The sequence below is a fragment of the Candidatus Mycolicibacterium alkanivorans genome, from assembly GCF_022760805.1.
Classification (GTDB): Bacteria; Actinomycetota; Actinomycetes; order Mycobacteriales; family Mycobacteriaceae; genus Mycobacterium; species Mycobacterium alkanivorans.
This window is the reverse complement of record NZ_JAIVFL010000001.1, coordinates 3,987,049-4,010,793: the sequence shown is the minus strand read 5'-3', so window position 1 is coordinate 4,010,793 and position 23,745 is coordinate 3,987,049. Positions and strand designations below refer to the sequence as shown.

General features: G+C 68.1%; 34 protein-coding genes. 31 read left to right on the top strand and 3 right to left on the bottom strand.

The features are described from left to right. Positions 1-59: 59 nt before the first annotated feature. Together rocD and ddaH are read right to left on the bottom strand one after the other, a co-directional pair. Positions 60-1,304 (bottom strand): ornithine--oxo-acid transaminase, encoded by a 1,245-nt coding sequence (gene rocD / locus K9U37_RS19670; RefSeq protein WP_243073131.1) that lies wholly within the window; start codon positions 1,302-1,304, stop codon positions 60-62. Beyond that, the gene (gene ddaH / locus K9U37_RS19665; RefSeq protein WP_243073130.1) at positions 1,301-2,140 is read right to left on the bottom strand and encodes a dimethylargininase; all 840 of its coding nucleotides are present in this window, start codon (positions 2,138-2,140) and stop codon (positions 1,301-1,303) included. Before ddaH ends, rocD begins: the two co-directional genes overlap by 4 nt. Before the next feature lie 125 nt (positions 2,141-2,265). On the opposite strand from ddaH, the gene K9U37_RS19660 reads away from it, so the two are divergent. Continuing rightward, positions 2,266-2,712 (top strand): Rv2324 family transcriptional regulator, encoded by a 447-nt coding sequence (locus tag K9U37_RS19660; protein WP_243073129.1) that lies wholly within the window; start codon positions 2,266-2,268, stop codon positions 2,710-2,712. A gap of 126 nt (positions 2,713-2,838) precedes the next feature. Here the strand turns inward: K9U37_RS19660 and mftR are convergent, their stop codons facing one another. Next, the gene (gene mftR / locus K9U37_RS19655) at positions 2,839-3,444 is read right to left on the bottom strand and encodes a mycofactocin system transcriptional regulator MftR (RefSeq protein WP_243073128.1); all 606 of its coding nucleotides are present in this window, start codon (positions 3,442-3,444) and stop codon (positions 2,839-2,841) included. A 95-nt stretch (positions 3,445-3,539) separates the two neighbouring features. On the opposite strand from mftR, the gene mftA reads away from it, so the two are divergent. From mftA to sppA, 30 genes are all read left to right on the top strand, one after another. Then, entirely contained in the window at positions 3,540-3,635 is a 96-nt protein-coding gene (gene mftA, locus K9U37_RS19650) for a mycofactocin precursor MftA (protein WP_243073127.1), read from the top strand. A gap of 2 nt (positions 3,636-3,637) precedes the next feature. Further along, a complete protein-coding gene (mftB, locus tag K9U37_RS19645; protein ID WP_372489544.1) occupies positions 3,638-3,952 on the top strand; it encodes a mycofactocin biosynthesis chaperone MftB in 315 nt (104 codons plus the stop codon). After that, the gene (gene mftC, locus K9U37_RS19640) at positions 3,949-5,118 is read left to right on the top strand and encodes a mycofactocin radical SAM maturase (RefSeq protein ID WP_243073125.1); all 1,170 of its coding nucleotides are present in this window, start codon (positions 3,949-3,951) and stop codon (positions 5,116-5,118) included. Before mftB ends, mftC begins: the two co-directional genes overlap by 4 nt. Before the next feature lie 2 nt (positions 5,119-5,120). Beyond that, positions 5,121-6,311 (top strand): pre-mycofactocin synthase MftD, encoded by a 1,191-nt coding sequence (mftD, locus tag K9U37_RS19635; RefSeq protein ID WP_243073124.1) that lies wholly within the window; start codon positions 5,121-5,123, stop codon positions 6,309-6,311. A 32-nt stretch (positions 6,312-6,343) separates the two neighbouring features. After that, positions 6,344-7,078: a mycofactocin biosynthesis peptidyl-dipeptidase MftE gene (gene mftE, locus K9U37_RS19630; protein WP_243073123.1), complete on the top strand. Its 735-nt coding sequence runs from the start codon at positions 6,344-6,346 to the stop codon at positions 7,076-7,078. Positions 7,079-7,144: 66 nt separating this feature from the next. Further along, on the top strand, positions 7,145-8,569 hold the full coding sequence (mftG, locus tag K9U37_RS19625) for a mycofactocin dehydrogenase MftG (RefSeq protein WP_443627161.1): 1,425 nt from the start codon (positions 7,145-7,147) through the stop codon (positions 8,567-8,569). A gap of 32 nt (positions 8,570-8,601) precedes the next feature. Next, positions 8,602-10,209 (top strand): carboxylesterase/lipase family protein, encoded by a 1,608-nt coding sequence (locus K9U37_RS19620; protein ID WP_243073121.1) that lies wholly within the window; start codon positions 8,602-8,604, stop codon positions 10,207-10,209. A gap of 386 nt (positions 10,210-10,595) precedes the next feature. Beyond that, positions 10,596-10,901 carry a 30S ribosomal protein S10 gene (rpsJ, locus tag K9U37_RS19615; RefSeq protein WP_003883485.1) on the top strand — a complete coding sequence of 102 codons (306 nt, stop codon included), beginning with the start codon at positions 10,596-10,598 and terminating at the stop codon, positions 10,899-10,901. Positions 10,902-10,916: 15 nt separating this feature from the next. Next, entirely contained in the window at positions 10,917-11,570 is a 654-nt protein-coding gene (gene rplC / locus K9U37_RS19610) for a 50S ribosomal protein L3 (protein ID WP_243073120.1), read from the top strand. Beyond that, a complete protein-coding gene (gene rplD, locus K9U37_RS19605) occupies positions 11,570-12,223 on the top strand; it encodes a 50S ribosomal protein L4 (RefSeq protein ID WP_243073119.1) in 654 nt (217 codons plus the stop codon). The genes rplC and rplD overlap by 1 nt, the downstream gene beginning before the upstream one ends. Beyond that, positions 12,223-12,525, top strand: coding sequence for a 50S ribosomal protein L23 (rplW, locus tag K9U37_RS19600; protein WP_243073118.1), 303 nt, complete (start codon positions 12,223-12,225; stop codon positions 12,523-12,525). The genes rplD and rplW overlap by 1 nt, the downstream gene beginning before the upstream one ends. A gap of 30 nt (positions 12,526-12,555) precedes the next feature. Beyond that, positions 12,556-13,392 (top strand): 50S ribosomal protein L2, encoded by an 837-nt coding sequence (rplB, locus tag K9U37_RS19595; RefSeq protein ID WP_243073117.1) that lies wholly within the window; start codon positions 12,556-12,558, stop codon positions 13,390-13,392. A gap of 15 nt (positions 13,393-13,407) precedes the next feature. After that, entirely contained in the window at positions 13,408-13,689 is a 282-nt protein-coding gene (rpsS, locus tag K9U37_RS19590; protein WP_003892827.1) for a 30S ribosomal protein S19, read from the top strand. Beyond that, complete coding sequence (rplV, locus tag K9U37_RS19585; RefSeq protein WP_243073116.1) at positions 13,689-14,213, top strand: 50S ribosomal protein L22; 525 nt, start codon at positions 13,689-13,691, stop codon at positions 14,211-14,213. Before rpsS ends, rplV begins: the two co-directional genes overlap by 1 nt. Further along, positions 14,213-15,067, top strand: a complete 855-nt coding sequence (rpsC, locus tag K9U37_RS19580; RefSeq protein WP_243073115.1) for a 30S ribosomal protein S3 — start codon at positions 14,213-14,215, stop codon at positions 15,065-15,067. Before rplV ends, rpsC begins: the two co-directional genes overlap by 1 nt. 3 nt (positions 15,068-15,070) lie before the next feature. Beyond that, positions 15,071-15,487 carry a 50S ribosomal protein L16 gene (gene rplP / locus K9U37_RS19575; protein WP_078018035.1) on the top strand — a complete coding sequence of 139 codons (417 nt, stop codon included), beginning with the start codon at positions 15,071-15,073 and terminating at the stop codon, positions 15,485-15,487. Then, the gene (gene rpmC, locus K9U37_RS19570) at positions 15,487-15,720 is read left to right on the top strand and encodes a 50S ribosomal protein L29 (protein ID WP_243073114.1); all 234 of its coding nucleotides are present in this window, start codon (positions 15,487-15,489) and stop codon (positions 15,718-15,720) included. Before rplP ends, rpmC begins: the two co-directional genes overlap by 1 nt. Continuing rightward, the gene (gene rpsQ / locus K9U37_RS19565) at positions 15,720-16,028 is read left to right on the top strand and encodes a 30S ribosomal protein S17 (RefSeq protein WP_243073113.1); all 309 of its coding nucleotides are present in this window, start codon (positions 15,720-15,722) and stop codon (positions 16,026-16,028) included. Before rpmC ends, rpsQ begins: the two co-directional genes overlap by 1 nt. Positions 16,029-16,210: 182 nt before the next feature. Next, positions 16,211-17,092, top strand: coding sequence for a formylglycine-generating enzyme family protein (locus tag K9U37_RS19560; RefSeq protein ID WP_243073112.1), 882 nt, complete (start codon positions 16,211-16,213; stop codon positions 17,090-17,092). Positions 17,093-17,326: 234 nt separating this feature from the next. Further along, positions 17,327-17,695: a 50S ribosomal protein L14 gene (rplN, locus tag K9U37_RS19555; protein ID WP_003883432.1), complete on the top strand. Its 369-nt coding sequence runs from the start codon at positions 17,327-17,329 to the stop codon at positions 17,693-17,695. Continuing rightward, entirely contained in the window at positions 17,696-18,013 is a 318-nt protein-coding gene (rplX, locus tag K9U37_RS19550) for a 50S ribosomal protein L24 (RefSeq protein WP_243073111.1), read from the top strand. It begins immediately after the preceding gene. A 5-nt stretch (positions 18,014-18,018) separates the two neighbouring features. Beyond that, positions 18,019-18,591 carry a 50S ribosomal protein L5 gene (gene rplE, locus K9U37_RS19545; protein ID WP_243073110.1) on the top strand — a complete coding sequence of 191 codons (573 nt, stop codon included), beginning with the start codon at positions 18,019-18,021 and terminating at the stop codon, positions 18,589-18,591. Between the two features lie 3 nt (positions 18,592-18,594). Continuing rightward, on the top strand, positions 18,595-18,780 hold the full coding sequence (locus K9U37_RS19540; protein WP_243073109.1) for a type Z 30S ribosomal protein S14: 186 nt from the start codon (positions 18,595-18,597) through the stop codon (positions 18,778-18,780). A 97-nt stretch (positions 18,781-18,877) separates the two neighbouring features. Next, positions 18,878-19,276, top strand: a complete 399-nt coding sequence (rpsH, locus tag K9U37_RS19535) for a 30S ribosomal protein S8 (RefSeq protein WP_243073108.1) — start codon at positions 18,878-18,880, stop codon at positions 19,274-19,276. A 13-nt stretch (positions 19,277-19,289) separates the two neighbouring features. Continuing rightward, positions 19,290-19,829 carry a 50S ribosomal protein L6 gene (gene rplF / locus K9U37_RS19530; RefSeq protein ID WP_243073107.1) on the top strand — a complete coding sequence of 180 codons (540 nt, stop codon included), beginning with the start codon at positions 19,290-19,292 and terminating at the stop codon, positions 19,827-19,829. 3 nt (positions 19,830-19,832) lie between these two features. After that, positions 19,833-20,237 (top strand): 50S ribosomal protein L18, encoded by a 405-nt coding sequence (gene rplR / locus K9U37_RS19525; RefSeq protein ID WP_243073106.1) that lies wholly within the window; start codon positions 19,833-19,835, stop codon positions 20,235-20,237. Positions 20,238-20,262: 25 nt separating this feature from the next. Further along, entirely contained in the window at positions 20,263-20,979 is a 717-nt protein-coding gene (rpsE, locus tag K9U37_RS19520) for a 30S ribosomal protein S5 (protein ID WP_372489543.1), read from the top strand. A 2-nt stretch (positions 20,980-20,981) separates the two neighbouring features. Continuing rightward, the gene (gene rpmD, locus K9U37_RS19515; RefSeq protein WP_243073104.1) at positions 20,982-21,164 is read left to right on the top strand and encodes a 50S ribosomal protein L30; all 183 of its coding nucleotides are present in this window, start codon (positions 20,982-20,984) and stop codon (positions 21,162-21,164) included. Beyond that, the gene (gene rplO / locus K9U37_RS19510) at positions 21,161-21,604 is read left to right on the top strand and encodes a 50S ribosomal protein L15 (protein ID WP_243073103.1); all 444 of its coding nucleotides are present in this window, start codon (positions 21,161-21,163) and stop codon (positions 21,602-21,604) included. The genes rpmD and rplO overlap by 4 nt, the downstream gene beginning before the upstream one ends. Positions 21,605-21,703: 99 nt before the next feature. Beyond that, entirely contained in the window at positions 21,704-23,500 is a 1,797-nt protein-coding gene (gene sppA, locus K9U37_RS19505; RefSeq protein ID WP_243073102.1) for a signal peptide peptidase SppA, read from the top strand. Positions 23,501-23,745 lie beyond the last annotated feature (245 nt).

Genomic DNA, 23,745 nt, shown 5'->3' with positions numbered 1-23,745 from the left:
CACGAGAGCGGCGTTCACCTTCGGGTGGGCGCCGCTCTCGTTTACTGCGATCCGACCGACTATGAGCCGGCCTCGGCCAGGACCCCCGCGAACTGATCAACAGCCCAGTCGATCTCTTCGGCGGTGATGACCAGCGGCGGGGCGAATCGCAGTGTCGAACCGTGGGTGTCCTTGACCAGGACACCGCGTGCGGCCAGCGCCAGGCTTATTTGCTTACCGCTGCCCAGCCGGGCGTCGATGTCCACCCCGGCCCACAGTCCCATGCCGCGCACGGCGATGACGCCGTGGCCGATCAGGGCGCGCAGCCGCGCATGCAGGTGAACGCCGAGTTCTGCTGAGCGGGACTGGAATTCGCCACGCTCGAGGATCTCGACCACCGTGGTGCCGATGGCGGTGGCCAGCGGGTTGCCGCCGAACGTCGAGCCGTGCTCGCCGGGGTTGAGCACACCGAGCACATCACGGTCGGCCACCACCGCCGATAGCGGCACCACGCCGCCGCCCAGGGCCTTGCCGAGCAGGTAGATGTCGGGCACCACGCCCCAGTGGTCGCAGGCGAAGGTATGCCCGGTGCGGGCCAGCCCGGATTGGATCTCGTCGGCGATCAGCAGCACGTTGTTCTGGGTGCACAGCTGGCGCAGCCGAGGCAGGTAGTCGTCGGGTGGCACGATGATGCCGGCCTCGCCCTGGATGGGCTCGACGAGTACCGCGACCGTGTGGTCGTCGATGGCGGCGGCGACAGCGTCGGCGTCCCCGAAGGGCACCGAACTGAATCCTGGTGTGAAGGGGCCGAATCCGCCGCGCGCGGTCTTGTCGGAGGAGAAGCTCACGATGCTGATCGTGCGGCCGTGGAAGTTGTTGTCCGCCACGATGATGTTGGCCATGCCCTCCGGAACGCCCTTGACGTCGGCGCCCCACTTGCGGGCCACCTTCAGACCGCTTTCGACCGCCTCGGCGCCGCTGTTCATCGGCAGCACCATGTCCTTGCCGCACAACCGGGCCAGCGCGGCGCAGAACGGCCCGAGCCGATCGGAGTGGAACGCCCGGCTGATCAGGGTCACCGCGTCGAGCTGACGGTGAGCGGTGGCGATGATCTCGTCGTTGTGGTGGCCGAAGTTGACCGCCGAATAGGCGGCCAGGCAGTCCAGGTAGCGGCGACCCTCGATATCGGTGATCCACGCGCCGCGCGCGCTGGTGGCGACGATCGGCAGCGGTGAGTAGTTGCGCGCCGCATAGGTGTCGTCGAGGGCGATCGCGGCCGCCGTCGCGGGTGGTAGCGCGCTTCGCGCTGTGTCGGCCATGGTCATGAAAACACCTCCAGTGTGCAGCATTTCACCGAGCCGCCACCCTTGAGCAGCTCGGACAGATCGACACCGATCGGATGGAAACCGGCGTGGTAGAGCTGTTCGGCGAAGCCGGTGGCCTGCGCCGGGTGCACCACGTGCTTGCCGTCGGACACCGCGTTGAGCCCCAGCACGTAGGCGTCGGTGCTCGACACCTCGATCGCGTCGGGGAACAGCTGCTGCAGCTGGGCCCGGGCGCGATCGGTGAATGCCGGCGGGTAGTAGGCGATGGTGGTGTCGTCGAGGACGGCGAGCGCGGTGTCGAGGTGGTAGAAGCGGGGGTCGACGAGTTCCAGCGAGATCACCGGCATCCCGGTGAGTGCAGCCACTTCGGCGTGCGCCCGCGGGTCGGTGCGAAATCCGGTGCCCGCCAAAATCATCGAACCGACGACCAGAAGATCGCCCTGCCCTTCGTTGACATGGAAGGTGCTGACGGGCGCATGGCCGCGGCGGTCCATCCAGGTGGCGTAGGCGACGGACTCCCCGTCGCGTTCGGCATGCTTGAATCGCGCGACGATGGCGGTCCCGTTGATGATGAGGCCGGCGTTGGCGGCATAGACCATGTCCGGCAGGCCGGGAACCGGGTCGACCAGATCGACGGTGTGTCCGAGGGTGCTGTAGGTAGCGCGCAGGGTCTCCCACTGGGCGACCGCGCGCTCGACGTCCACCGGGGTGGTGGTGTCCATCCACGGATTGATGGCGTACGCCACGGTGAAGAACGTCGGACGGGTCATCACGTAGTGGCGCGCACGCTGGCTGCGCGACGTCGAGACGGCAGCGACATCGGGGGATATCGTCATGAAATCAACGATATGGGGCGGCCGAGGCGCAATCAACCGACACTCGTTGCTTATTGACGCTCACTTTGTTGCGTCACAGCTAGTATGGCGATGATCTGTTGCGTGAACGGCTGGAAAGGCTTCTGGTGGACCGTCTGGACGACACCGACGAGCGCATTCTGGCCGAGCTGGCCGAGCATGCCCGCGCCACGTTCGCCGAGATCGGCGCCCGGGTGAACCTGTCGGCCCCGGCGGTCAAGCGCCGGGTGGACCGGATGCTCGACAACGGCGTCATCCGCGGCTTCACCACCGTCATCGACCGCAGCGCCCTGGGCTGGAACACCGAGGCCTACGTCCAGGTTTACTGCCACGGCACCATTGCGCCGGATCAGTTGCGGGCGGCCTGGATCGACATCCCGGAGGTGATCAGTGCCGCCACCGTCACCGGAACCGCCGATGCGATCCTGCACGTGCTGGCGCGCGACATGCGCCACCTGGAGGCCGCCCTGGAGCGCATCCGATCGGTCGCCGACATCGAACGAAGCGAGAGCATCGTCGTGCTGTCCAACCTGATCGACCGCTCGCCCTCCTGATCCCTGCGTCGACAGAGCCGCCGAGCGAGGGGCGTCAAGGTCGTCGAGTGTGCATCCAGGGCGACGATTCGGGCCGGATCCCGCCGCTGACGCACACTCAACGGCGTCGCTGCGGGGTGCGTCGGGTCAGCGAGCGTCCAAGCGGTCGAGGCCGTGGGCGACGGCGTCGAAAGCTTCACCGAGGGCCTCCGGCAGCGCCACCGACTCGTCACCGAGCCAGTACTCGTAGGCCGACAGCGCCACACCGAGCATGAGCCAGGCCACCGACCGGGGTACCAGGTCGGCCGGCTTGGCGCGGATGCGTCCGGCCACGAAGCCGGCGACCACGCCGCGCCAGCCCGCGTACATGGTCATCGAGTGCGCCTGCAGCTCGGCGGTCTGCAGGATCACCCGCATCCGCTGGCGGTGCCGCTCGGCCTCGGAGGGGTCAAAGGTGTTGAACGCCAGCAGTGCTGAGCGCAGTGCCGCGCTGATGGGAACGCTGGGATCCACCTGATCGAGCAGGTCGCGGAAGTTCTGCAGGTGCGAGTCGAAGTCGCCCCAGGTGATGGCGTTCTTCGACGGGTAGTAGCGGAACAGCGTGCGCCGCGCGATGCCGGATGCCTGCGCGACGTCGTCGACGCTGACTTCGCCGAAGCCACGGGTGGCGAAGAGGTCGAGTGCGACTTCGGTGATGTGGTCCTGGGTGGTGGAGCGCCGACGACCGGCCCGGGCCCTCGACTCACCCGCCATCGACCCGCCCCTTTCTTTTCGGCACCCGATGCCATATTCTTGCGATCTCGTTCGCAATTGTCGATAACCCAGGCAAGAGAAAAGGGGTGCTTTTCATGGAGTCGAGCCAGAACACCGAGGTGGAGACCGAGCTGGTGACCGAGACGCTCGTCGAAGAGGTCTCGATCGACGGGATGTGCGGGGTCTACTGACCGTGCCCGCCCACGCTGTGGGCGATCCGGCTGTGGCCGGGTCGCAGTTCGACCCGGCCCGCAGCTGGCGTCTGCACCCACAGGTAGCGGTGCGCCCGGAGCCGTTCGGCGCGCTGCTCTACCACTTCGGCACCCGCAAGCTGTCGTTCCTGAAGAACCGGACCGTCCTGGCCGTCGTCGAGTCGCTGTCCGATCACCCGGACGTGCGTTCGGCGCTGCGGGCCGCCGGTGTCGAGGCCCACGCCGAGCCGCCCTATCTGCAAGCGTTAGGCGTGCTGGTGGCCTCGAACATGTTGATTGACAAGGATTCCCAATGACTTCGGTGGCACCGGTACCCCGGTTGATCGAGCAGTTCGAACGTGGCCTGGACGCCCCGATCTGCCTGACCTGGGAGCTGACCTACGCCTGCAACCTGGCCTGCGTGCACTGCCTGTCCTCGTCGGGCAAGCGTGACCCGCGCGAGCTGTCGACCGACCAGTGCAAGGCCATCATCGACGAACTCGAGCGCATGCAGGTGTTCTACGTGAACATCGGCGGCGGGGAACCAACTGTGCGACCGGACTTCTGGGAGCTGGTGGACTACGCCACCGAACACCACGTCGGGGTCAAGTTCTCCACCAACGGCGTCCGCATCACCCCCGAGGTGGCGGCCCGGCTGGCCGCGAGTGACTACATCGACGTGCAGATCTCCCTCGACGGCGCCACGGCGGAGGTCAACGACGCCGTCCGCGGCGAGGGCTCGTTCGCCATGGCGGTGCGGGCGTTGGAGAACCTCGCGGCCGCCGGCTTCTCCGACGCCAAGATCTCCGTGGTGGTCACCCGCCACAACGTCGACCAGCTCGACGACTTCAAGGCACTGGCCGACCGCTACGGCGCCACGCTGCGCATCACCCGGCTGCGTCCCTCCGGCCGCGGCGCCGACGTCTGGGACGAACTTCATCCCACCGCCGAGCAGCAGGTGCAGCTGTACAACTGGCTGGTGGCCAACGGCGAGCGGGTGCTCACCGGCGACTCGTTCTTCCACCTCGCCGGCCTCGGCGCGCCCGGTGCGCTGGCCGGTCTGAACCTGTGCGGTGCCGGACGGGTGGTGTGCCTGATCGACCCGGTCGGTGACGTCTATGCCTGCCCGTTCGCCATCCACGACCGGTTCCTGGCCGGAAACATCGCATCGGACAATGGTTTTGACAACGTCTGGAAGAACGCCCCGCTGTTCCGTGAGTTGCGCGAGCCGCAGTCGGCCGGAGCGTGCGGCAGCTGCGGGCACTACGACAGCTGCCGCGGCGGCTGCATGGCGGCGAAGTTCTTCACCGGCCTTCCACTCGACGGCCCTGACCCGGAGTGCGTAGAAGGCTACGGAGCACCGGCGCTGGCCACCGATCGCGACAAGCCGCGTCCGAGTGCCGACCACTCGCGCGGCAAGCCCATCATGCTCACCCTTTCGGCGCGGCCTCCGGCCAAGCCCTGCAACGAAAGTCCGATTTAGTCATGGCACGTGACACCTGGTTCGAAACAGTCTCAATCGCACAGCAGCGCGCCAAGAAGCGCCTGCCCAAGTCCGCATATTCTGCGCTGCTGGCGGGCAGCGAGAAGGGGCTGACCGTCTCCGACAACGTCGAGGCGTTCGGCGAGTTGGGCTTCGCCCCGCACGTCGTCGGTGCCTGCGAGAAACGTGACCTCGCGACAACCGTGATGGGCCAAGAGGTTGCGATGCCCGTGCTGATCTCGCCGACCGGCGTGCAGGCCATCCACCCGGACGGCGAGGTGGCCGTGGCCCGCGCCGCCGCCGCCCGCGGCACCGCGATGGGGCTGTCCTCGTTCGCCAGCAAGCCGATCGAGGAAGTGATCGCCGCCAACCCGAAGACCTTCTTCCAGATCTACTGGCTGGGTGGCCGCGACGCCATCGCGGCGCGGGCCGAACGGGCCCGGGCGGCCGGCGCGGTCGGGTTGATCGTCACCACCGACTGGAGCTTCTCGCACGGCCGCGACTGGGGCAGTCCGAAGATCCCCGAGAAGATGGACCTGCGCACCATCGTGGAGATGATGCCGGAGGGCTTGACGCGGCCCAGCTGGCTCCTGGAGTGGGCCAAGACCCTGCGCCCGCCGGCGCTCCGAGCGCCCAACCAGGGCGCCAAGGGCGAGCCCGGCCCGGCGTTCTTCAACGTCTACGGCGAGTGGATGGGCACGCCGCCCCCCACCTGGGAGGACATCGCCTGGCTGCGGGAGCTGTGGGGCGGACCGTTCATGCTCAAGGGCGTGATGCGCATCGACGACGCCAAACGTGCTGTGGATGCCGGTGTTTCAGCGATCTCGGTGTCCAATCACGGCGGCAACAACCTGGACAGCACCCCGGCCTCGATTCGCGCATTGCCCGCGGTGGCCGAGGCGGTCGGCGACCAGGTCGAGGTGCTGCTCGACGGCGGTATCCGGCGCGGCAGCGACGTGGCCAAGGCGCTGGCCCTCGGGGCGCGTGCGGTGATGATCGGGCGGGCCTACCTGTGGGGCCTGGGAGCGGCGGGCCAGGCCGGTGTGGAGAACGTGCTCGACATCCTCTACGGCGGGCTGGACTCGGCGCTGCGCGGACTGGGCAAGGCCTCGGTCCACGACTTGACTCCAGAGGACGTCATCATGCCGCCGAACTTCGTGCGGGCGCTGGGCGTGCCGCCCGCCGGGGCCTGACTGCCTCTCGCCGAACGATCGGCGCACACCAGATGAATTCGGCCTACCATCGGCGGGTGGCTTGGCGCGGGTTGGGCGACTCGACATCGGGACAGCTCCGCGACACCTTGCCGACGATCCTGGTTCCGCTGGGTTCCACCGAGCAGCACGGGCCGCACCTGCCGCTGGACACCGACACCCGCATCGCCGGGGCGGTCGCCGCGGCAGCGGCCGGTGAACTGCAACGCGGGGGCGAGTATCTGGTGGCACCCCCCATCGCCTACGGCGCCTCCGGTGAGCACGAGGGCTTCCCAGGAACGGTCTCGATCGGGACCGAGGCGCTGAGGACCCTGCTGGTCGAGTACGGTCGCTCGGCGTGTCACTGGGCCCGCCGTCTCGTCTTCGTCAACGGCCACGGCGGCAACCTCGAGGCTCTGCGTGCTGCGGTGAGCCTGTTGCGTGTGGAAGGACGTGACGCCGCCTGGTGCCCCTGTGTGGCCGAGGACGCCGATGCCCACGCCGGCCACACCGAAACCTCGGTATTGCTACATCTTTCACCGGATGACGTCCGCACCGAGGCCTGGTGCAGCGGGAACCGCGAGCCACTGGCTAACCTGTTGCTCCAGATGCGGCACGGGGGAGTGGCCGCAGTGAGTGCGGTGGGTGTGCTGGGTGACCCGACGACGGCGACCGCGGCCGACGGCGCGCGAATCTTCGGCCGGATGGTCGACGCGTGTCACCGGCGCATCGATCGGTGGAGCCCGGACCGCGACGGGATGCTGAGATGACCTACCGGCTGGTGATGTCACTGCGTGGCATGCGCGCGGTGGTGGTCGAGTCGGGGAGCGGGCCTCATCTCCCACAGTGACGTTCTGATCGTCGGCGCGGGCAGCGCCGGATCCGTGCTGGCCGAACGGCTCTCGGCCGACCCTGCCTGCCGCGTGACGGTGGTGGAGGCGGGTCCGGGCCCGGCCGATCCCGGAGTGCGGACCCTGACCGCCGATGGCCTGCAACTGCCGATCGGGATCGCCAGCCCGCTGGTGCGCCGCTACCGCACCTTGCTGACCGGCGATGCCGTCCAGTCGACCGACATCGTTCGCGGCACCACCGTGGGCGGCTCCGGTGCGGTAAACGGGGGATACTTCTGCCGCGCGCTGCCCGCCGACTTCGACGGGCCCGGTCTGCCGGGCTGGTCGTGGTCGGAGGTCACCGGGCACTACCGCGCGATCGAGACCGATCTGGACTTTCCGCACCAGCACGATGGCGGTCCCATCCGGATTAGACGCACCAGCGAGTTCGCGGGCAGCACAGCCGCATTCGTCGACGCCGCCCGCGCGGCCGGATTCCGCTGGCTGCCCGACCTCAACGCTGAGCCGGTCGGGGACAACGCGCCACCAGGTGTGGGTGCGGTGCCGCTGAACATCGTCGACGGGATACGCAGCGGACCCGGGGCGGCCTTCCTGGAGCCCGCCATGAACCGCCCGAACCTCACGGTGCTCACCGCGACGAGGGTCGCCCGGGTTCGGATGAGCGGCACCCGGGCCGTCGGCGTCGAGGTCAGCGGACCCACCGGATCGGGCGAGTTGACGGCCGATCGGATCGTGCTCAGCGCCGGGGCCGTCGAATCGGCACACCTGCTGATGCTCTCCGGCATCGGGCCGGCGCCGGAGCTGCGCGCGTCGGGAATCGAGCCTGTCGTCGATCTGCCGGTGGGGCAACGCACCTGGGACCACCCCGAGTGGGTGATTCCGACCACCTGGACGGTTGCCTCCGGGCGGCCGGTGTTGGAGGCGCTGTTGGTGGACGGCACCATCGAGATCCGGCCTTACACAGGGGGATTCATCTCCATGGTGAGAGACGGAACGGCCGGCCGGCCGGATTGGGCGCACCTCGGCGTCGCGCTCATGCAGCCTCGGGGGCACGGCCGGGTATCGGTGGTGTCCGCCGACCCGACAGTGCCGCCGCGGATCGAACACCGCTACGACAGCGAGCCCGAGGATGTGGCCGCCCTGCGGCGGGGTTGCGATTTGGCGGCTGAGATCGTCGGGGCGACAACACAACTGGGTGAGCCGTCGTGGTCGACATCCCAGCACCTGTGCGCTACCGCCCCGATGGGTGCCGACCGCGACGAGCACGCGGTGGTCGATCCGCGGTGCCGGGTTCGTGGCGTCGAGCGGCTGTGGGTGGTGGACGGCTCGATCCTGCCGCGCATCACCAGCCGCGGTCCGCACGCGACCATCGCGATGATCGGGCATCGTGCCGCGGAGTTCGTGGTCTGAGGGCGCCGCCCCGCCGCGTAGGCTCGATTTCTGTGCCGCACCGACCGACTCGCCGTTTCGTCCGGGTGGCGACGGCGTTGCTGGCAAGCCTGCTGATCGCCGGCTGCGCCAGCGGTGACGGCCAGTCCCCGGTGCCGCCCCCCGCCCCAGCGGAGCGGTCCGCGGTGGTGCAGACGGCATCGGGTGCGGTCCGCGGTGTCCTCGCCCCGGGATACCGGGTCTTCGACGGCATTCCGTACGCGGCTGCGCCGGTGGGCCCGCTGCGCTGGCAGCCGCCCGCTTCACCGGTGCCGTGGCAGGGCGTGCGTGATGCCACCAGACCCGCCCTGCGCTGCCCGCAGGACACCAAGGTCGATCCCGACTACGGCCGCCCCACCGGAGAGGACTGCCTGAGCCTCAACGTCTGGACTCCTGACGGCGCCACCAAGGACAAACCCCGCGCGGTGATGGTCTGGATCCACGGCGGCGGGTTCCTCAACGGCAGCGCCGACATTTACGACGCGCGGTGGCTGGCCACCCAGGGCGACATCGTCGTCGTCACGGTGAACTACCGCCTCGGAACGCTGGGGTTCCTGGCGCACCCGGCACTGAGCCCCGACGGCGATGCCGGCAACTACGGACTGGCCGATCAGCAGGCGGCCCTGCGGTGGGTGCGCGACAACATCGCCGAGTTCGGCGGCGACCCGGACAAGGTGACCGTCGCCGGAGAGTCCGCCGGTGCGATGTCGGTGTGCGACCACCTCGTCGCGCCCGGCTCTTCGGGACTGTTCCGCGCCGCCATCCTGCAGAGCGGCCCGTGCCAGACACAGGCTGACCGCCCGACCGCGCAGCGCGTCAGCCTCGACTACGCCGCGAGCGTCGGCTGCGGCGACCCCGCCACGGCCGCGCAATGCCTGCGGGCGCTACCGGCCGACCGGCTGCTGCGTCCGCCGTTGTACGTCGGGTTCGACGCCGACATGCTCACCGGCCCGGTCAGCGGCACCGACCGGCTGCCCGAGGATCCGATGGCCGCGATCGGGCTCGACCGGGTCCCTCGCGTGCCCGTGCTGATCGGCACCAACGCCGACGAGTTCACCTTGTTCACCGCCATCAAGTTCCTGCAGAACCGCGGCCTGCCGCCCTACCCGAAGCTGCTCGCCGACACCTTCGGCGCCGACGCGGCTGCCGTCGAAGCGAACTACCCGCTGCAGCGCTACGGAGGCAGCACCGGCCTGGCCTACTCGGCGGCGGTGACCGACGGCGAATTCGCCTGTCCGGCAGATCGAATCGCCGCCGGCCTGGCCCACGGCGCGCCGGTGTACGCCTATGAGTTCAACGACCGGACCGCACCGGCACCCGATCCGTTCCGCGAGGTGCCGTTCCCGGTCGGCGCCGGCCACGGTCTCGAACTGCGCTACCTGTTCGACATCGGCGGGGCGCCGCCGCTCGATCCGGCCCAGCGCCAGCTGTCCGACCAGATGGTCGAGTACTGGAGCCAATTCGTGAAGAGCGGCGCGCCCGACGTCACCGCCGAGCCGCAGTGGCCACAGCTGGGGGCCGACGCGTCAACCGGCCCGCGCCTGTCATTGCAGACCGGCAAGCTGACCATCACCACCGACTTCGCCGCCCGCCACCAGTGCCCCTTCTGGGCCACCCGCTAGCCGTTGCAACCGCGGCGGCCGAGAACAACCGGGTGCTGAGCAGGCAGTGCACGGATTTGGATCGAGCTCCGGACTGATTTGGCTGGTGCCGCGATGTAGGGCATACTGTTCGGGTTGCCTTGAGCCGGGTTCGCACCCATAGGGAGCGCGCCGCCCAGGGCATACGACCGGCGCCCAAACGGGCGCGTCCGGTCCCAACCTCGGAGCACGACGGTTTTCACCGCGCCTGCGAGGCTGCGTGAGGGCGACACGCCCGACCGCGGGGGCCGGTGCACCAGGACAGGTAAAGAGCGGCGGCGACAGCCAGCGTGACGCCTTCGGGCGGCAGCGCTTGACCACCGTGTCCCCCTGCGGGGGGACCAAGCAGGAGTGAAGGTAGGAGAAGCGTGGCGGGACAAAAGATCCGCATCAGGCTCAAGGCCTACGACCATGAGGCCATCGATGCCTCTGCGCGCAAGATCGTGGAGACGGTCACCCGTACCGGCGCCAGCGTGGTCGGACCTGTGCCGCTGCCGACGGAAAAGAACGTGTACTGCGTCATCCGCTCCCCGCACAAGTACAAGGACTCGCGGGAGCACTTCGAGATGCGTACCCACAAGCGGCTCATCGACATCCTCGACCCGACGCCGAAGACGGTCGACGCGCTGATGCGCATCGACCTGCCGGCCAGCGTCGACGTGAACATCCAGTAGGAGTCGGCGAACAAAATGGCACGCAAAGGAATCTTGGGCACCAAACTGGGCATGACCCAGGTGTTCGACGAGAACAACCGCGTCGTTCCGGTCACGGTCGTCAAGGCCGGCCCGAACGTCGTGACCCGCATCCGCACGCCCGAGCGTGACGGCTACAGCGCGGTGCAGTTGGCCTACGGCGAGATCAGCCCGCGCAAGGTGAACAAGCCGGTGACCGGTCAGTACAACGCCGCCGGGGTCAACCCCCGCCGGCACCTGGCCGAGCTGCGTCTCGACGACGAGGCGGCGGCCGCCGAGTACGAGGTCGGCCAGGAGCTGACGGCGGACATCTTCGCCGACGGCACCTACGTCGACGTCACGGGCACCAGCAAGGGCAAGGGTTTCGCGGGCACCATGAAGCGTCACGGCTTCCGCGGCCAGGGCGCCAGCCACGGCGCCCAGGCGGTGCACCGCCGGCCCGGTTCGATCGGTGGCTGTTCCACCCCGGGCCGCGTCTTCAAGGGCACTCGCATGTCGGGCCGGATGGGCAACGACCGCATCACCACGCAGAACCTGTTGGTGCACAAGGTCGATGCCGAAAACGGCGTGCTGTTGATCAAGGGTGCGGTCCCCGGCCGCACCGGCGGCCTGGTGATGGTTCGCACCGCGGTCAAACGAGGTGAGAAGTAATGACTTTGAAGATCGACGTCCATACCCCGGACGGCAAGAAGGACGGCAGCGTCGAGCTGCCCGCCGCCCTGTTCGATGTGGAACCCAACATCGCGCTGATGCACCAGGTGGTCACCGCGCAGCTGGCCGCCAAGCGTCAGGGCACACACGCCACCAAGACCCGCGCGATGGTCTCCGGCGGCGGCAAGAAGCCGTACCGGCAGAAGGGCACCGGTCGCGCCCGTCAGGGTTCGACCCGCGCCCCGCAGTTCAGCGGCGGTGGCGTCGTCCACGGCCCGCAGCCGCGTGACTACAGCCAGCGCACCCCGAAGAAGATGATCGCCGCCGCGCTGCGCGGGGCATTGTCCGACCGGGCCCGCAACCAGCGGATCCACGCGGTGACCGAGTTGGTCGGCGGGCAGACCCCATCGACCAAGAGCGCCAAGGCGTTCCTGGGCTCACTGACCGACCGCCGCAAGGTGCTGATCGTGATCGGCCGCAGCGACGAGGTCGGCGCGAAGAGCGTGCGCAACCTGCCTGGTGTGCATGTGATCTCGCCCGACCAGCTCAACACCTACGACGTGCTCAACGCCGACGACGTGGTGTTCAGCGTGGAAGCGCTGGATGCCTACATCGGCTCGAACACCCAGACCGCCGAGGAGGTTTCGGCCTGATGGCGACAGTGACTGATCCCCGCGACATCATCTTGGCCCCGGTCATCTCCGAGAAGTCCTACGGGTTGATCGAGGACAACGTGTACACGTTCGTGGTGCACCCGAATTCGAACAAGACGCAGATCAAGATCGCCATCGAGAAGATCTTCAAGGTCAAGGTCGACTCGGTGAACACCGCCAACCGGCAGGGCAAGCGCAAGCGCACCCGCACCGGGCTCGGCAAGCGTAAGAGCACCAAGCGCGCGATCGTGACCCTGGCCCCCGGCAGCAAGCCGATCGACCTCTTCGGAGCACCGGCCTAGCCGGCACGAAAGAAACTCAGGAACGAGAACATGGGAATTCGCAAGTACAAGCCGACGACCCCCGGTCGCCGCGGTGCCAGCGTCTCCGATTTCGCCGAGATCACTCGCTCGACTCCGGAGAAGTCGCTGATCCGTCCGCTGCACGGCACCGGTGGCCGCAACGCGCACGGCCGGATCACCACCCGGCACAAGGGCGGTGGGCACAAGCGCGCCTACCGGGTGATCGACTTCCGGCGTAACGACAAGGACGGCGTCAACGCCAAGGTCGCCCACATCGAGTACGACCCGAACCGCACCGCGAACATCGCGCTGCTGCACTACCTGGACGGCGAGAAGCGTTACATCGTTGCGCCGCAGGGTCTTTCGCAGGGCGACATCGTGGAGTCGGGCGCCAACGCCGACATCAAGCCCGGTAACAACCTGCCGCTGCGCAACATCCCGGCCGGTACGGTCATCCACGCCGTCGAGCTGCGTCCCGGCGGCGGTGCCAAGCTGGCCCGCTCGGCCGGCTCGAGCATCCAGCTGCTGGGCAAGGAAGGCGCCCACGCCTCCCTGCGTATGCCGTCGGGTGAGATCCGCCGCGTCGACGTGCGCTGCCGCGCCACCGTGGGCGAGGTCGGCAACGCCGAGCAGGCCAACATCAACTGGGGCAAGGCCGGCCGCATGCGGTGGAAGGGCAAGCGTCCCACCGTTCGTGGTGTTGTGATGAACCCGGTCGACCACCCGCATGGTGGTGGTGAAGGCAAGACCTCCGGTGGTCGCCACCCGGTCAGCCCGTGGGGCAAGCCCGAGGGCCGCACCCGCAAGCCCAACAAGCCGAGCGACAAGCTCATCGTCCGCCGCCGGCGCACCGGCAAGAAGCGCTAGGCAGGGGAGTAGACAATGCCACGCAGCCTGAAGAAGGGTCCGTTCGTCGACGACCATCTGCTCAAGAAGGTCGACGTTCAGAACGAGAAGAACACCAAGCAGGTCATCAAGACCTGGTCGCGTCGTTCGACCATCATTCCTGACTTCATCGGTCATACCTTCGCCGTCCACGACGGTCGCAAGCACGTGCCGGTGTTCGTCACCGAAGCCATGGTCGGCCACAAGCTGGGCGAGTTCGCCCCGACGCGGACGTTCAAGGGTCACATCAAGGACGACCGGAAGAGCAAGAGGCGGTAATGACTACGACGACTGAGTATCCGTCGGCGACCGCCAAGGCGCGCTTCGTGCACGTCTCGGCCAGCAAGGCGCGCCGGGTCATCGACCTGGTGCGCGGCAAGTCGGTCGAAGAGGCCCTCGACATCCTGCGCTGGGCTCCCCAGGCGGCCAGCGAGCCGGTCGCCAAGGTGATCGCCAGCGCTGCGGCCAACGCGCAGAACAACGACGGGCTGGACCCGGCGACCCTGGTGGTCGCCACCGTCTACGCCGACGAGGGCCCGACCGCCAAGCGTATTCGCGCCCGCGCGCAGGGCCGTGCGTACCGGATCCGCAAGCGCACCAGCCACATCACCGTGATCGTCGAGAGTCGTCCCGAGCGCAAGGAGCGCTCGGCCGACTCGGCACGGTCGCGCCGCGCCGCGGGCAGCAAGGCTGCTGGAGCCGCCCGGGCGGCGACATCGGGTAGCGCGACGGCTCCGGCCAAGAAGGCCGCAACCAAGGCCCCGGCTGCCAAGGCCGACGAGACGAAGGAGGGCTCGGAGTAGTGGGCCAGAAAATCAATCCCCACGGCTTCCGGCTCGGTATCACCACCGACTGGAAGTCCCGGTGGTACGCCGACAAGCAGTACGCCGAGTACGTCAAGGAAGACGTGGCGATCCGGCGCTTGCTGGCCACCGGTCTGGAGCGCGCCGGCATCGCCGACGTGGAGATCGAGCGCACCCGTGACCGGGTTCGCGTTGATATCCACACCGCGCGGCCCGGCATCGTCATCGGCCGCCGCGGCACCGAGGCCGACCGCATCCGCGCCGACCTGGAGAAGCTGACCGGCAAGCAGGTGCAGCTGAACATCCTCGAGGTCAAAAACCCCGAGTCGCGGGCGCAGCTGGTCGCCCAGGGGGTGGCCGAGCAGCTGAGCAACCGCGTGGCGTTCCGTCGCGCGATGCGCAAGGCGATCCAGTCGGCCATGCGGCAGCCCAACGTCAAGGGCATCCGGGTGCAGTGCTCGGGCCGCCTCGGCGGCGCCGAGATGAGCCGCTCGGAGTTCTATCGCGAAGGCCGCGTGCCGCTGCACACCCTGCGCGCCGACATCGACTACGGGCTGTACGAGGCCAAGACCACGTTCGGCCGCATCGGCGTGAAGGTGTGGATCTACAAGGGCGACATCGTCGGTGGCAAGCGTGAGCTGACCGCCGCCGCACCGGCCGCCGACCGTCCGCGCCGTGAACGTCCGTCGGGTGCTGCCCGTCCGCGTCGTAGCGGTGCGTCGGGTACCACCGCGACGAGCACCGAAGCCGGCCGCGCGGCCAGCGAAGGCACCGCGGAGACCGCTGAATCCGCCGTCCCGGTGACGGCAGAGGCGCCGGCTGTCCAGCCGGCCGCCGAGAGTACGGAGAGCTGAATCATGTTGATTCCCCGTAAAGTCAAGCACCGCAAGCAACACCACCCCAAGCAGCGTGGTATTGCCAGCGGCGGCACCTCGGTGACGTTTGGTGACTACGGCATCCAGGCGCTGGAGCACGCCTATGTCACCAACCGGCAGATCGAGTCCGCTCGTATCGCCATCAACCGGCACATCAAGCGGGGCGGCAAGGTGTGGATCAACATCTTCCCGGACCGTCCGCTGACCAAGAAGCCCGCGGAAACCCGCATGGGTTCGGGCAAGGGCTCACCGGAGTGGTGGGTGTCCAACGTCAAGCCCGGCCGCGTGCTGTTCGAGCTGAGCTACCCCGACGAGAAGATCGCCAGGGAAGCCCTGACCCGCGCGATCCACAAGTTGCCGATCAAGGCACGCATCGTGACCCGAGAGGAGCAGTTCTGATGGCAGTGGGCGTCAGCGCCGGCGAACTGCGCGAACTGACCGACGACGAGTTGACCGAGAAGCTGCGGGAGTCGAAGGAAGAGCTGTTCAATCTGCGCTTCCAGATGGCCACCGGGCAGCTGGCCAACAATCGCCGGCTTCGCACGGTCCGGCAGGAGATCGCACGCATCTACACGGTGCTGCGCGAACGTGAACTGGGTCTGGCTTCCGGACCCGATGGTGAGGAATCGTGATGGCAGAGAACGCTTCAAAACCGGCCGGCCCCGCGCGCACCCCGGCCACCGAGAAGCCCCGCGGTCGGCGCAAGACCGTGATCGGCTACGTGGTCAGTGACAAGATGCAGAAGACCATCGTGGTCGAGCTCGAGTCGCGCGTGCAGCACCCCAAGTACGGCAAGATCATCCGCACGACCAAGAAGGTCAAGGCCCACGACGAGAACGGCGTCGCCGGTATCGGCGACCGGGTCTCGCTGATGGAGACCCGTCCGCTGTCGGCCACCAAGCGTTGGCGCCTCGTGGACATCCTCGAGAAGGCCAAGTAGCCGCGCGTTCGAAGAGCCCATCGCCCTGCCGGGGCGGTGGGCTTTTCCGTGTAAAAAGCGAATTCGACAATTCGGCGGTTCGTCGCTGCCTGAAGCGCTGCACTGCCTACGATTCAGGCGATGAACAGCAGAGTTTTTCACCGGTTGGGTGCGCTGGTCGGGGTCGTGGCGCTGCTGAGATGATGGCCACTGAGCTCGTCGAGTTGCCCGGCGGATCGTTCCGGATGGGATCGGTCGACTTCTACCCCGAGGAAGCGCCGGTGCATGCCGCGACGGTGCACGCGTTCGCGATCGAGCGCCATCCGGTGACCAACGCCCAGTTCGCCGAGTTCGTCGCCGCCACCGGCTACCTCACCGTCGCCGAGAAGCCGCTGGACCCGGCGCTGTACCCCGGCGTCGCCGAGGAGGATCTGCTGCCCGGCGCCCTGGTGTTCAAGCCCACGCCGGGCCCGGTCGATTTGCGCGACTGGCGGCAGTGGTGGGACTGGGCTCCTGGCGCCTGCTGGCGTCAGCCGTTCGGGGCCGGCAGCGACGTCACCGGCCGGGCGGACCACCCGGTGGTGCAGGTGGCCTATCCCGACGCCGCGGCCTACGCGGCCTGGGCCGGGCGGCGGCTGCCCACCGAGGCGGAGTTCGAGTACGCGGCGCGGGGCGGAAGCGACAGCACCTACTCCTGGGGAGACGAGCCGACCGTCGATGGCGCCCTGATGGCCAACATCTGGCAGGGCCACTTCCCCTATCGCAACGAGGGCGCGCTGGGCTGGGTGGGCACCTCGCCGGTGGGCACCTTCCCGGCCAACGGGTTCGGCCTGTTCGACATGATCGGCAACGTGTGGGAGTGGACCACCACGCGGTTCTCGGCCTACCACCTGCCGCAGCAGCAGAACTCCTGCTGCCCGCCGCCGGCGGACCCCGACCCTGCCGTCAGCCAGACCCTCAAGGGCGGCTCGTACCTGTGCGCGCCGGAGTACTGCCACCGCTACCGGCCCGCCGCGCGCTCGCCGCAGTCGCAGGACAGCTCCACCACGCACATCGGGTTCCGGTGCGTGGCCGACCTGGACTGAGTCCCGTCCGGGGCCCGCAGAGTGCCGCTGAGCACGGATTTGGAGCTTTTCGGCCCGTCGCCTAGTATTTAGGGGTTGCCTAGGGCAGACCTCGGCTGGCCGGACTCGAATCTTCACTCGAATTCAGGTTGGCCCTGCGTGCCCTTCGGTGACAAAGACCGCGCACGTCAAGTTCCTTTTGGCTTGTCCAGAGGGATTTTGCCGTGCACAGACTGACAGATCCGAGGAGATCTAGTGATTCAGCAGGAATCGCGGCTCAAGGTCGCCGACAACACGGGCGCCAAGGAGATCTTGTGCATCCGTGTGCTGGGTGGCTCGTCGCGGCGCTACGCCGGCATCGGCGACGTCATCGTGGCGACCGTGAAGGACGCCATCCCCGGCGGCAACGTGAAGCGCGGTGATGTGGTCAAGGCCGTCGTCGTGCGCACCGTCAAGGAGCGTCGTCGCGCCGACGGCAGCTACATCAAGTTCGACGAGAACGCCGCGGTCATCATCAAGGCCGACAACGACCCGCGCGGCACCCGCATCTTCGGCCCGGTCGGGCGCGAGCTGCGCGAGAAGCGCTTCATGAAGATCGTCTCCCTGGCTCCGGAGGTTTTGTAAATGAAGGTTCACAAAGGCGACACCGTGCTGGTCACCGCCGGTAAGGACAAGGGCGCCAAGGGCAAGGTCCTGCGGGCCTTCCCGGATCGCAACCGCGTCCTGGTCGAGGGTGTCAACCGCATCAAGAAGCACACCGCGCAGTCGGCCAACGAGCGCGGCGCCTCCTCGGGCGGCATCGTCACGCAGGAAGCGCCGATCCACGTCTCCAACGTGATGGTCGTGGACTCCGACGGCAAGCCGACCCGCATCGGTTACCGCGTCGACGAGGAGACCGGCAAGCGGGTCCGCATTTCGAAGCGCAACGGCAAGGATATTTGAGGGCGATGACGACTGTAGAAGACACTGCGAAGGTTCAGCCCCGGCTGAAGGCGCGGTACCGCGAGGAGATCAAGGACGCGCTGAACAAAGAGTTCAACTACGCCAACGTGATGCAGATCCCCGGCGTGGTCAAGGTCGTCGTCAACATGGGTGTCGGTGACGCCGCCCGCGACGCCAAGCTGATCAACGGCGCGGTCAACGACCTGGCGCTGATCACCGGCCAGAAGCCGGAGATCCGCAAGGCCCGCAAGTCCATCGCGCAGTTCAAGCTCCGCGAGGGCATGCCGATCGGCGCGCGGGTGACCCTGCGCGGTGACCGGATGTGGGAGTTCCTGGACCGCCTGGTCTCGATCGCGCTGCCGCGTATCCGCGACTTTCGCGGTCTGAGCCCCAAGCAGTTCGACGGCCACGGCAACTACACCTTCGGACTCGCCGAGCAGTCGGTGTTCCACGAGATCGACGTGGACTCCATCGACCGGCCCCGGGGCATGGACATCACCGTCGTCACTTCGGCGACCAACGACGACGAGGGTCGGGCGCTGTTGCGGGCGCTGGGCTTCCCGTTCAAGGAGAACTGAGCAATGGCAAAGAAGGCGCTGGTCATCAAGGCCAACAGGAAGCCGAAGTTCGCCGTGCGGGCCTACACCCGCTGCAATCGCTGCGGCCGTCCGCACGCCGTGTACCGCAAGTTCGGCCTGTGCCGGATCTGCCTGCGCGAGATGGCGCACGCCGGCGAACTGCCCGGTGTGCAGAAGTCCAGCTGGTAATCGGCTCTTCGACCCCGAAGACCCACAGACCCTTACAGAACAGGTGCGCAGCAGGCCCAGCAGGGAACCGCTGCGAGGAAGGTAGACAGGCCCAGTCATGACTATGACGGACCCGATCGCAGACTTCTTGACACGTCTGCGCAACGCCAATTCGGCGTATCACGACGAGGTGACCCTGCCGCACTCGAAGATCAAGGCCAACATCGCCGAGATCCTCAAGAGCGAGGGATACATCAGCGACTTCCGCACCGAGGATGCCCGGGTCGGTAAGGCGTTGGTCGTCAAGCTCAAGTACGGCCCCAACCGTGAGCGCAGCCTCGCCGGTCTGCGCCGGGTGTCCAAGCCCGGTCTGCGGGTCTACGCGAAATCCACCAATCTGCCGCGGGTGCTCGGCGGGCTGGGCGTGGCCATCATCTCCACGTCCTCGGGCCTGCTGACCGACCGCCAAGCAGCCCGACAGGGCGTGGGCGGCGAAGTCCTCGCGTACGTGTGGTGAGAGGTAACTAGACATGTCACGTATTGGAAAGCAGCCGGTACCGGTTCCCGCCGGTGTCGACATCACGATCGACGGGCAGAACCTGTCGGTCAAGGGCCCCAAGGGCGCGCTGGCGCTGGAGATCGCCGAGCCGATCACGGTGTCGCGCAACGACGATGGCGCGATCGTGGTGACCCGGCCGGACGACGAGCGGCGTAGCCGCTCGCTGCACGGTCTGTCCCGGACGCTGGTGTCCAACCTGGTGACCGGAGTGACCGAGGGTTACACCACCAAGATGGAGATCTTCGGCGTCGGCTACCGCGTGCAGCTCAAGGGCAACAACCTCGAGTTCGCGCTCGGGTACAGCCATCCGGTGGTCATCGAGGCCCCCGAGGGAATCACCTTCGCGGTGGAGACCCCCACCAAGTTCTCGATCTCCGGTATCGACAAGCAGAAGGTCGGCCAGATCTCGGCGAACATCCGTCGGCTGCGCCGCCCGGACCCGTACAAGGGCAAGGGCGTGCGCTACGAAGGTGAGCAGATCCGCCGCAAGGTCGGAAAGACAGGTAAGTAACCCATGGCTCAAGCACAGACCGCCACCGGCCACACGCCGGTTGGCACCAGCGTCTCGGCCGCCCGCCGGGTCTCCCGGCTGCGCCGGCACACCCGGTTGCGCAAGAAGGTCGTCGGCACCGCCGAGCGGCCCCGCCTCGTGGTCAACCGCTCCTCGCGGCACATCCACGTGCAGCTGGTCAACGACGACAACGGCACCACGCTGGCGGCGGCTTCGTCCATCGAGGCCGACGTCCGCGCCGTCGAGGGCGACAAGAAGGCCCGCAGCGTGCGGGTCGGCCAGCTGATCGCCGAGCGCGCCAAGGCTGCCGGCATCGAGGCCGTCGTGTTCGACCGCGGTGGCAACACCTACGGCGGGCGCGTCGCGGCGCTGGCCGACGCTGCCCGCGAGAACGGACTCAAATTCTGATGAAGACGGACAACGGAAGGACCGCATGATGGCGGACCAGACTTCGGAGGCCCCGGTGGTCGCCAACACCGGCGGCCCCAGCGCTGGCACCCGCACCGACGAGCAGCGCGGAGGGCGTGACGACCGGGGCGATCGCGGTGGCCGTGGTCGCCGTGACGACCGTGGTGGCCGTGGCGGTCGCGACAACGCCGAGAAGAGCAACTACCTGGAGCGGGTTGTCACGATCAACCGCGTGTCCAAGGTCGTCAAGGGTGGTCGCCGGTTCAGCTTCACCGCACTGGTCATCGTCGGTGACGGCCACGGCCTGGTCGGCGTCGGCTATGGCAAGGCCAAGGAGGTGCCCGCCGCGATTGCCAAGGGTGTCGAGGAAGCCCGCAAGAACTTCTTCCGCGTCCCGCTGATCGGCGGCACCATCACCCATCCGGTTCAGGGCGAGGCCGCCGCCGGTGTGGTCATGCTGCGTCCGGCCAGCCCAGGTACCGGTGTGATCGCCGGCGGCGCCTGCCGTGCCGTGCTCGAATGCGCTGGCGTGCATGACGTCCTGGCCAAGTCGCTGGGCAGCGACAACGCGATCAACGTGGTGCACGCCACCGTGACCGCGCTCAAGCTGCTGCAGCGTCCCGAAGAGGTGGCCGCCCGCCGCGGGCTGCCGATCGAAGACGTCGCGCCGGCCGGCATGCTGCGCGCACGTCGGGAAAGCGAAGCGCTCGCCGCTGCGGCAGCGCGTGAGGGAAGCGCATAACCATGGCAGAGCTGAAGATCACCCAGGTGCGAGGCACCGTCGGCACGCGCTGGAACCAGCGTGAGAGCCTGCGGTCGCTGGGCCTGAAGAAGATCCGTCAGTCGGTGGTCCGCGAGGACAACCCGCAGACCCGTGGACTGATCAAGGTCGTCCACCACCTCGTCGAGGTTGAGGAAGTCAAATGAGCGTCATCAAACTGCACGACCTGAAGCCGGCCCCCGGCTCCAAGACCGCCAAGACCCGCGTGGGTCGCGGCGAGGGCTCGAAGGGCAAGACCGCCGGCCGCGGCACCAAGGGCACCGGTGCCCGCAAGAACGTGCCGGTGGGCTTCGAGGGTGGCCAAATGCCGATCCACATGCGGCTGCCGAAGCTCAAGGGCTTCAAGAATCGGTTCCGCACCGAGTACGCCGTCGTGAACGTCGGCGACATCAGCCGGGCCTTCCCCGAGGGGGGCACCATCGGCATCGATGAGCTGGTCGCCCGCGGCCTGGTTCGCAAGAACGTGCTCGTCAAGGTCCTCGGCGACGGCAAGCTGACCGCTAAGGCTGACGTGACCGCGCACAAGTTCAGCGGCAGCGCCCGCGAGGCGATCACCGCCGCAGGCGGTTCGGTCACCGAACTCTAGATCGGACGCCGTGAAACGCCCTCGCCGGACGGCGGGGGCGTTTTCGTATGCCTGGTCGCTGGAAAGGGGACGATGTTGGCCCACGGTAGCCTCGAAGGCATGTTCGCCTTTCTGCCCGGAATTCCGGGTCCCGACGACGTTCGCGATGCGTTGCGCCGCCTCGACACTGCCCGCCACCACGGGGTGCCCGCCGGCGTCGTCCTCGAGTTCGACGTGCAGTCCGTTCCTCCGGAGACGGCGGGGTTCGACCCGCTGACCTTCATCACCGGGGGCGGGCGGCCACTGCTGCTTCGCGATGCCGTCGCCGCCATCCACCGCGCCACCGAGGACGATCGTGTCGCGGGATTGATTGCCAGGGTGCAGGTTTCGGCCGCGCCGGCCGCCCCAGTGCAGGAACTTCGCGAAGCGATCGCGGCATTCACCGAACGGAAGCCGTCGCTGGTGTGGGCCGAGACCTACCCGGGCACGCTGTCGTACTACCTGGCCTCGGCGTTCGGCGAGGTGTGGATGCAGCCGTCGGGAACCGTCGGGCTGGTCGGCTTCGCCACCAACGCGCTGTTCCTGCGCGACGCGCTGGACAAGGCCGGGATCCAAGCGCAGTTCGTCGCCCGCGGCGAGTACAAATCGGCGGCGAACCTGTTCACCCAGGACCACTACACCGAGGCGCACCGGGAAGCTGACTCACGGCTCATCGAAAGCCTGCACGCCCAGGTGTGGCAGGCCATCGCCGAGTCGCGCGGCATCGAGGTGTCCGCTGTCGACGAGTTGGCCAACCGCGCACCGCTGCTGCGCGACGACGCGGTGACCGGACACCTGGTCGATCGCATCGGCTTTCGCGACGAAGCCTACAGCCGCATCGCCGAACTCGTTGGTGTGGAAGGTGTTTCACCGGAGAACGGTGATGCCGACTCCGGCGACAACGCCCCGCCGCGGCTGTATCTGTCCCGCTACGCCCAGATCCGTAAGAGCGGGCCGCCGGTGCCGATGCCGTCGCTCCCGGGCCGCAAGAAGCCGGCGATCGCGGTGGTCACCGTCGCCGGCCCGATCGTGAGCGGCCGCGGTGGGCCCCAGCTTTCGCCGTTCGGGCGGTCCAGCGCGGGCGGGGACACCATCGCCGCCGCGCTGCGCCGGGCCGGCGCGGCCGACGACATCGCGGCGGTGGTGCTGCGCGTCGACAGTCCGGGCGGCTCGGTGACGGGCTCGGAGACGATCTGGCGCGAAGTGGCCCGGCTCCGGCACAAGGGCAAACCGGTGGTGGCGTCGATGGGTGCGGTGGCCGCCTCGGGCGGCTACTACGTGTCGATGGGGGCCGACGCCATCGTCGCCAACCCGGCAACCATCACCGGCTCCATCGGGGTGGTGACCGGCAAGCTGATCGCGCGCGAACTCAAGGAGCGCCTCGGGGTCGGCTCGGATTCGGTGCGCACCAACGACAATGCGGATGCATGGTCGGCCAACGCGCCGTTCACCGAAGAGCAGCAGGCCATGGTGGAAGCCGAGGCCGACCTGTTCTACACCGATTTCGTGCACCGGGTCGCCGAAGCGCGCTCGATGTCCGTCGAGGCGGTCGACGCGGTGGCGCGCGGGCGGGTGTGGACCGGTGCCGACGCGCACGCGCACGGTCTGGTCGACGAGCTCGGCGGCTTTCGCGCGGCCGTGGACCGCGCGAAGGCCCTTGCCGGCCTGGATCCGGATGCCGAGGTCGAACTGGTCAGCCTGCCCGGCTCGTCGCTGCGGGACTTCCTGCGTCCCAGGGCGTCATCGCAGCCCGCTGCGGCGTCACTACCCGAAGCGGTGGCATTGCTCGTCGGCCAGTCGATCAGGGGAGCGATCGACCACGGTGAGCGTGCGATCACCGGAACCAGCGTCCTGTGGTGGGGCGACAGCCGCTTCTGAGGCCGCGTGTGGGCACCGGGTCCGGTGAGGTCAGGAGTCCAACGCGGCGCTGACGTAGACGATCTCACCCAGCGGGTCGTAGCCCTGCCGATCAGGCACGGGAAGGCCGTTGCGCCGGAACAACTCTGGGCCCAGGACTCCTGACATAGGGCCTGTGTTCCGGTCGGTAATTTAGTGCTCTGATCTGCGGATTTCTCGGTGTGTCGGCGCACGACTTTGGCTTCTATGATTAATAATAGAAATAG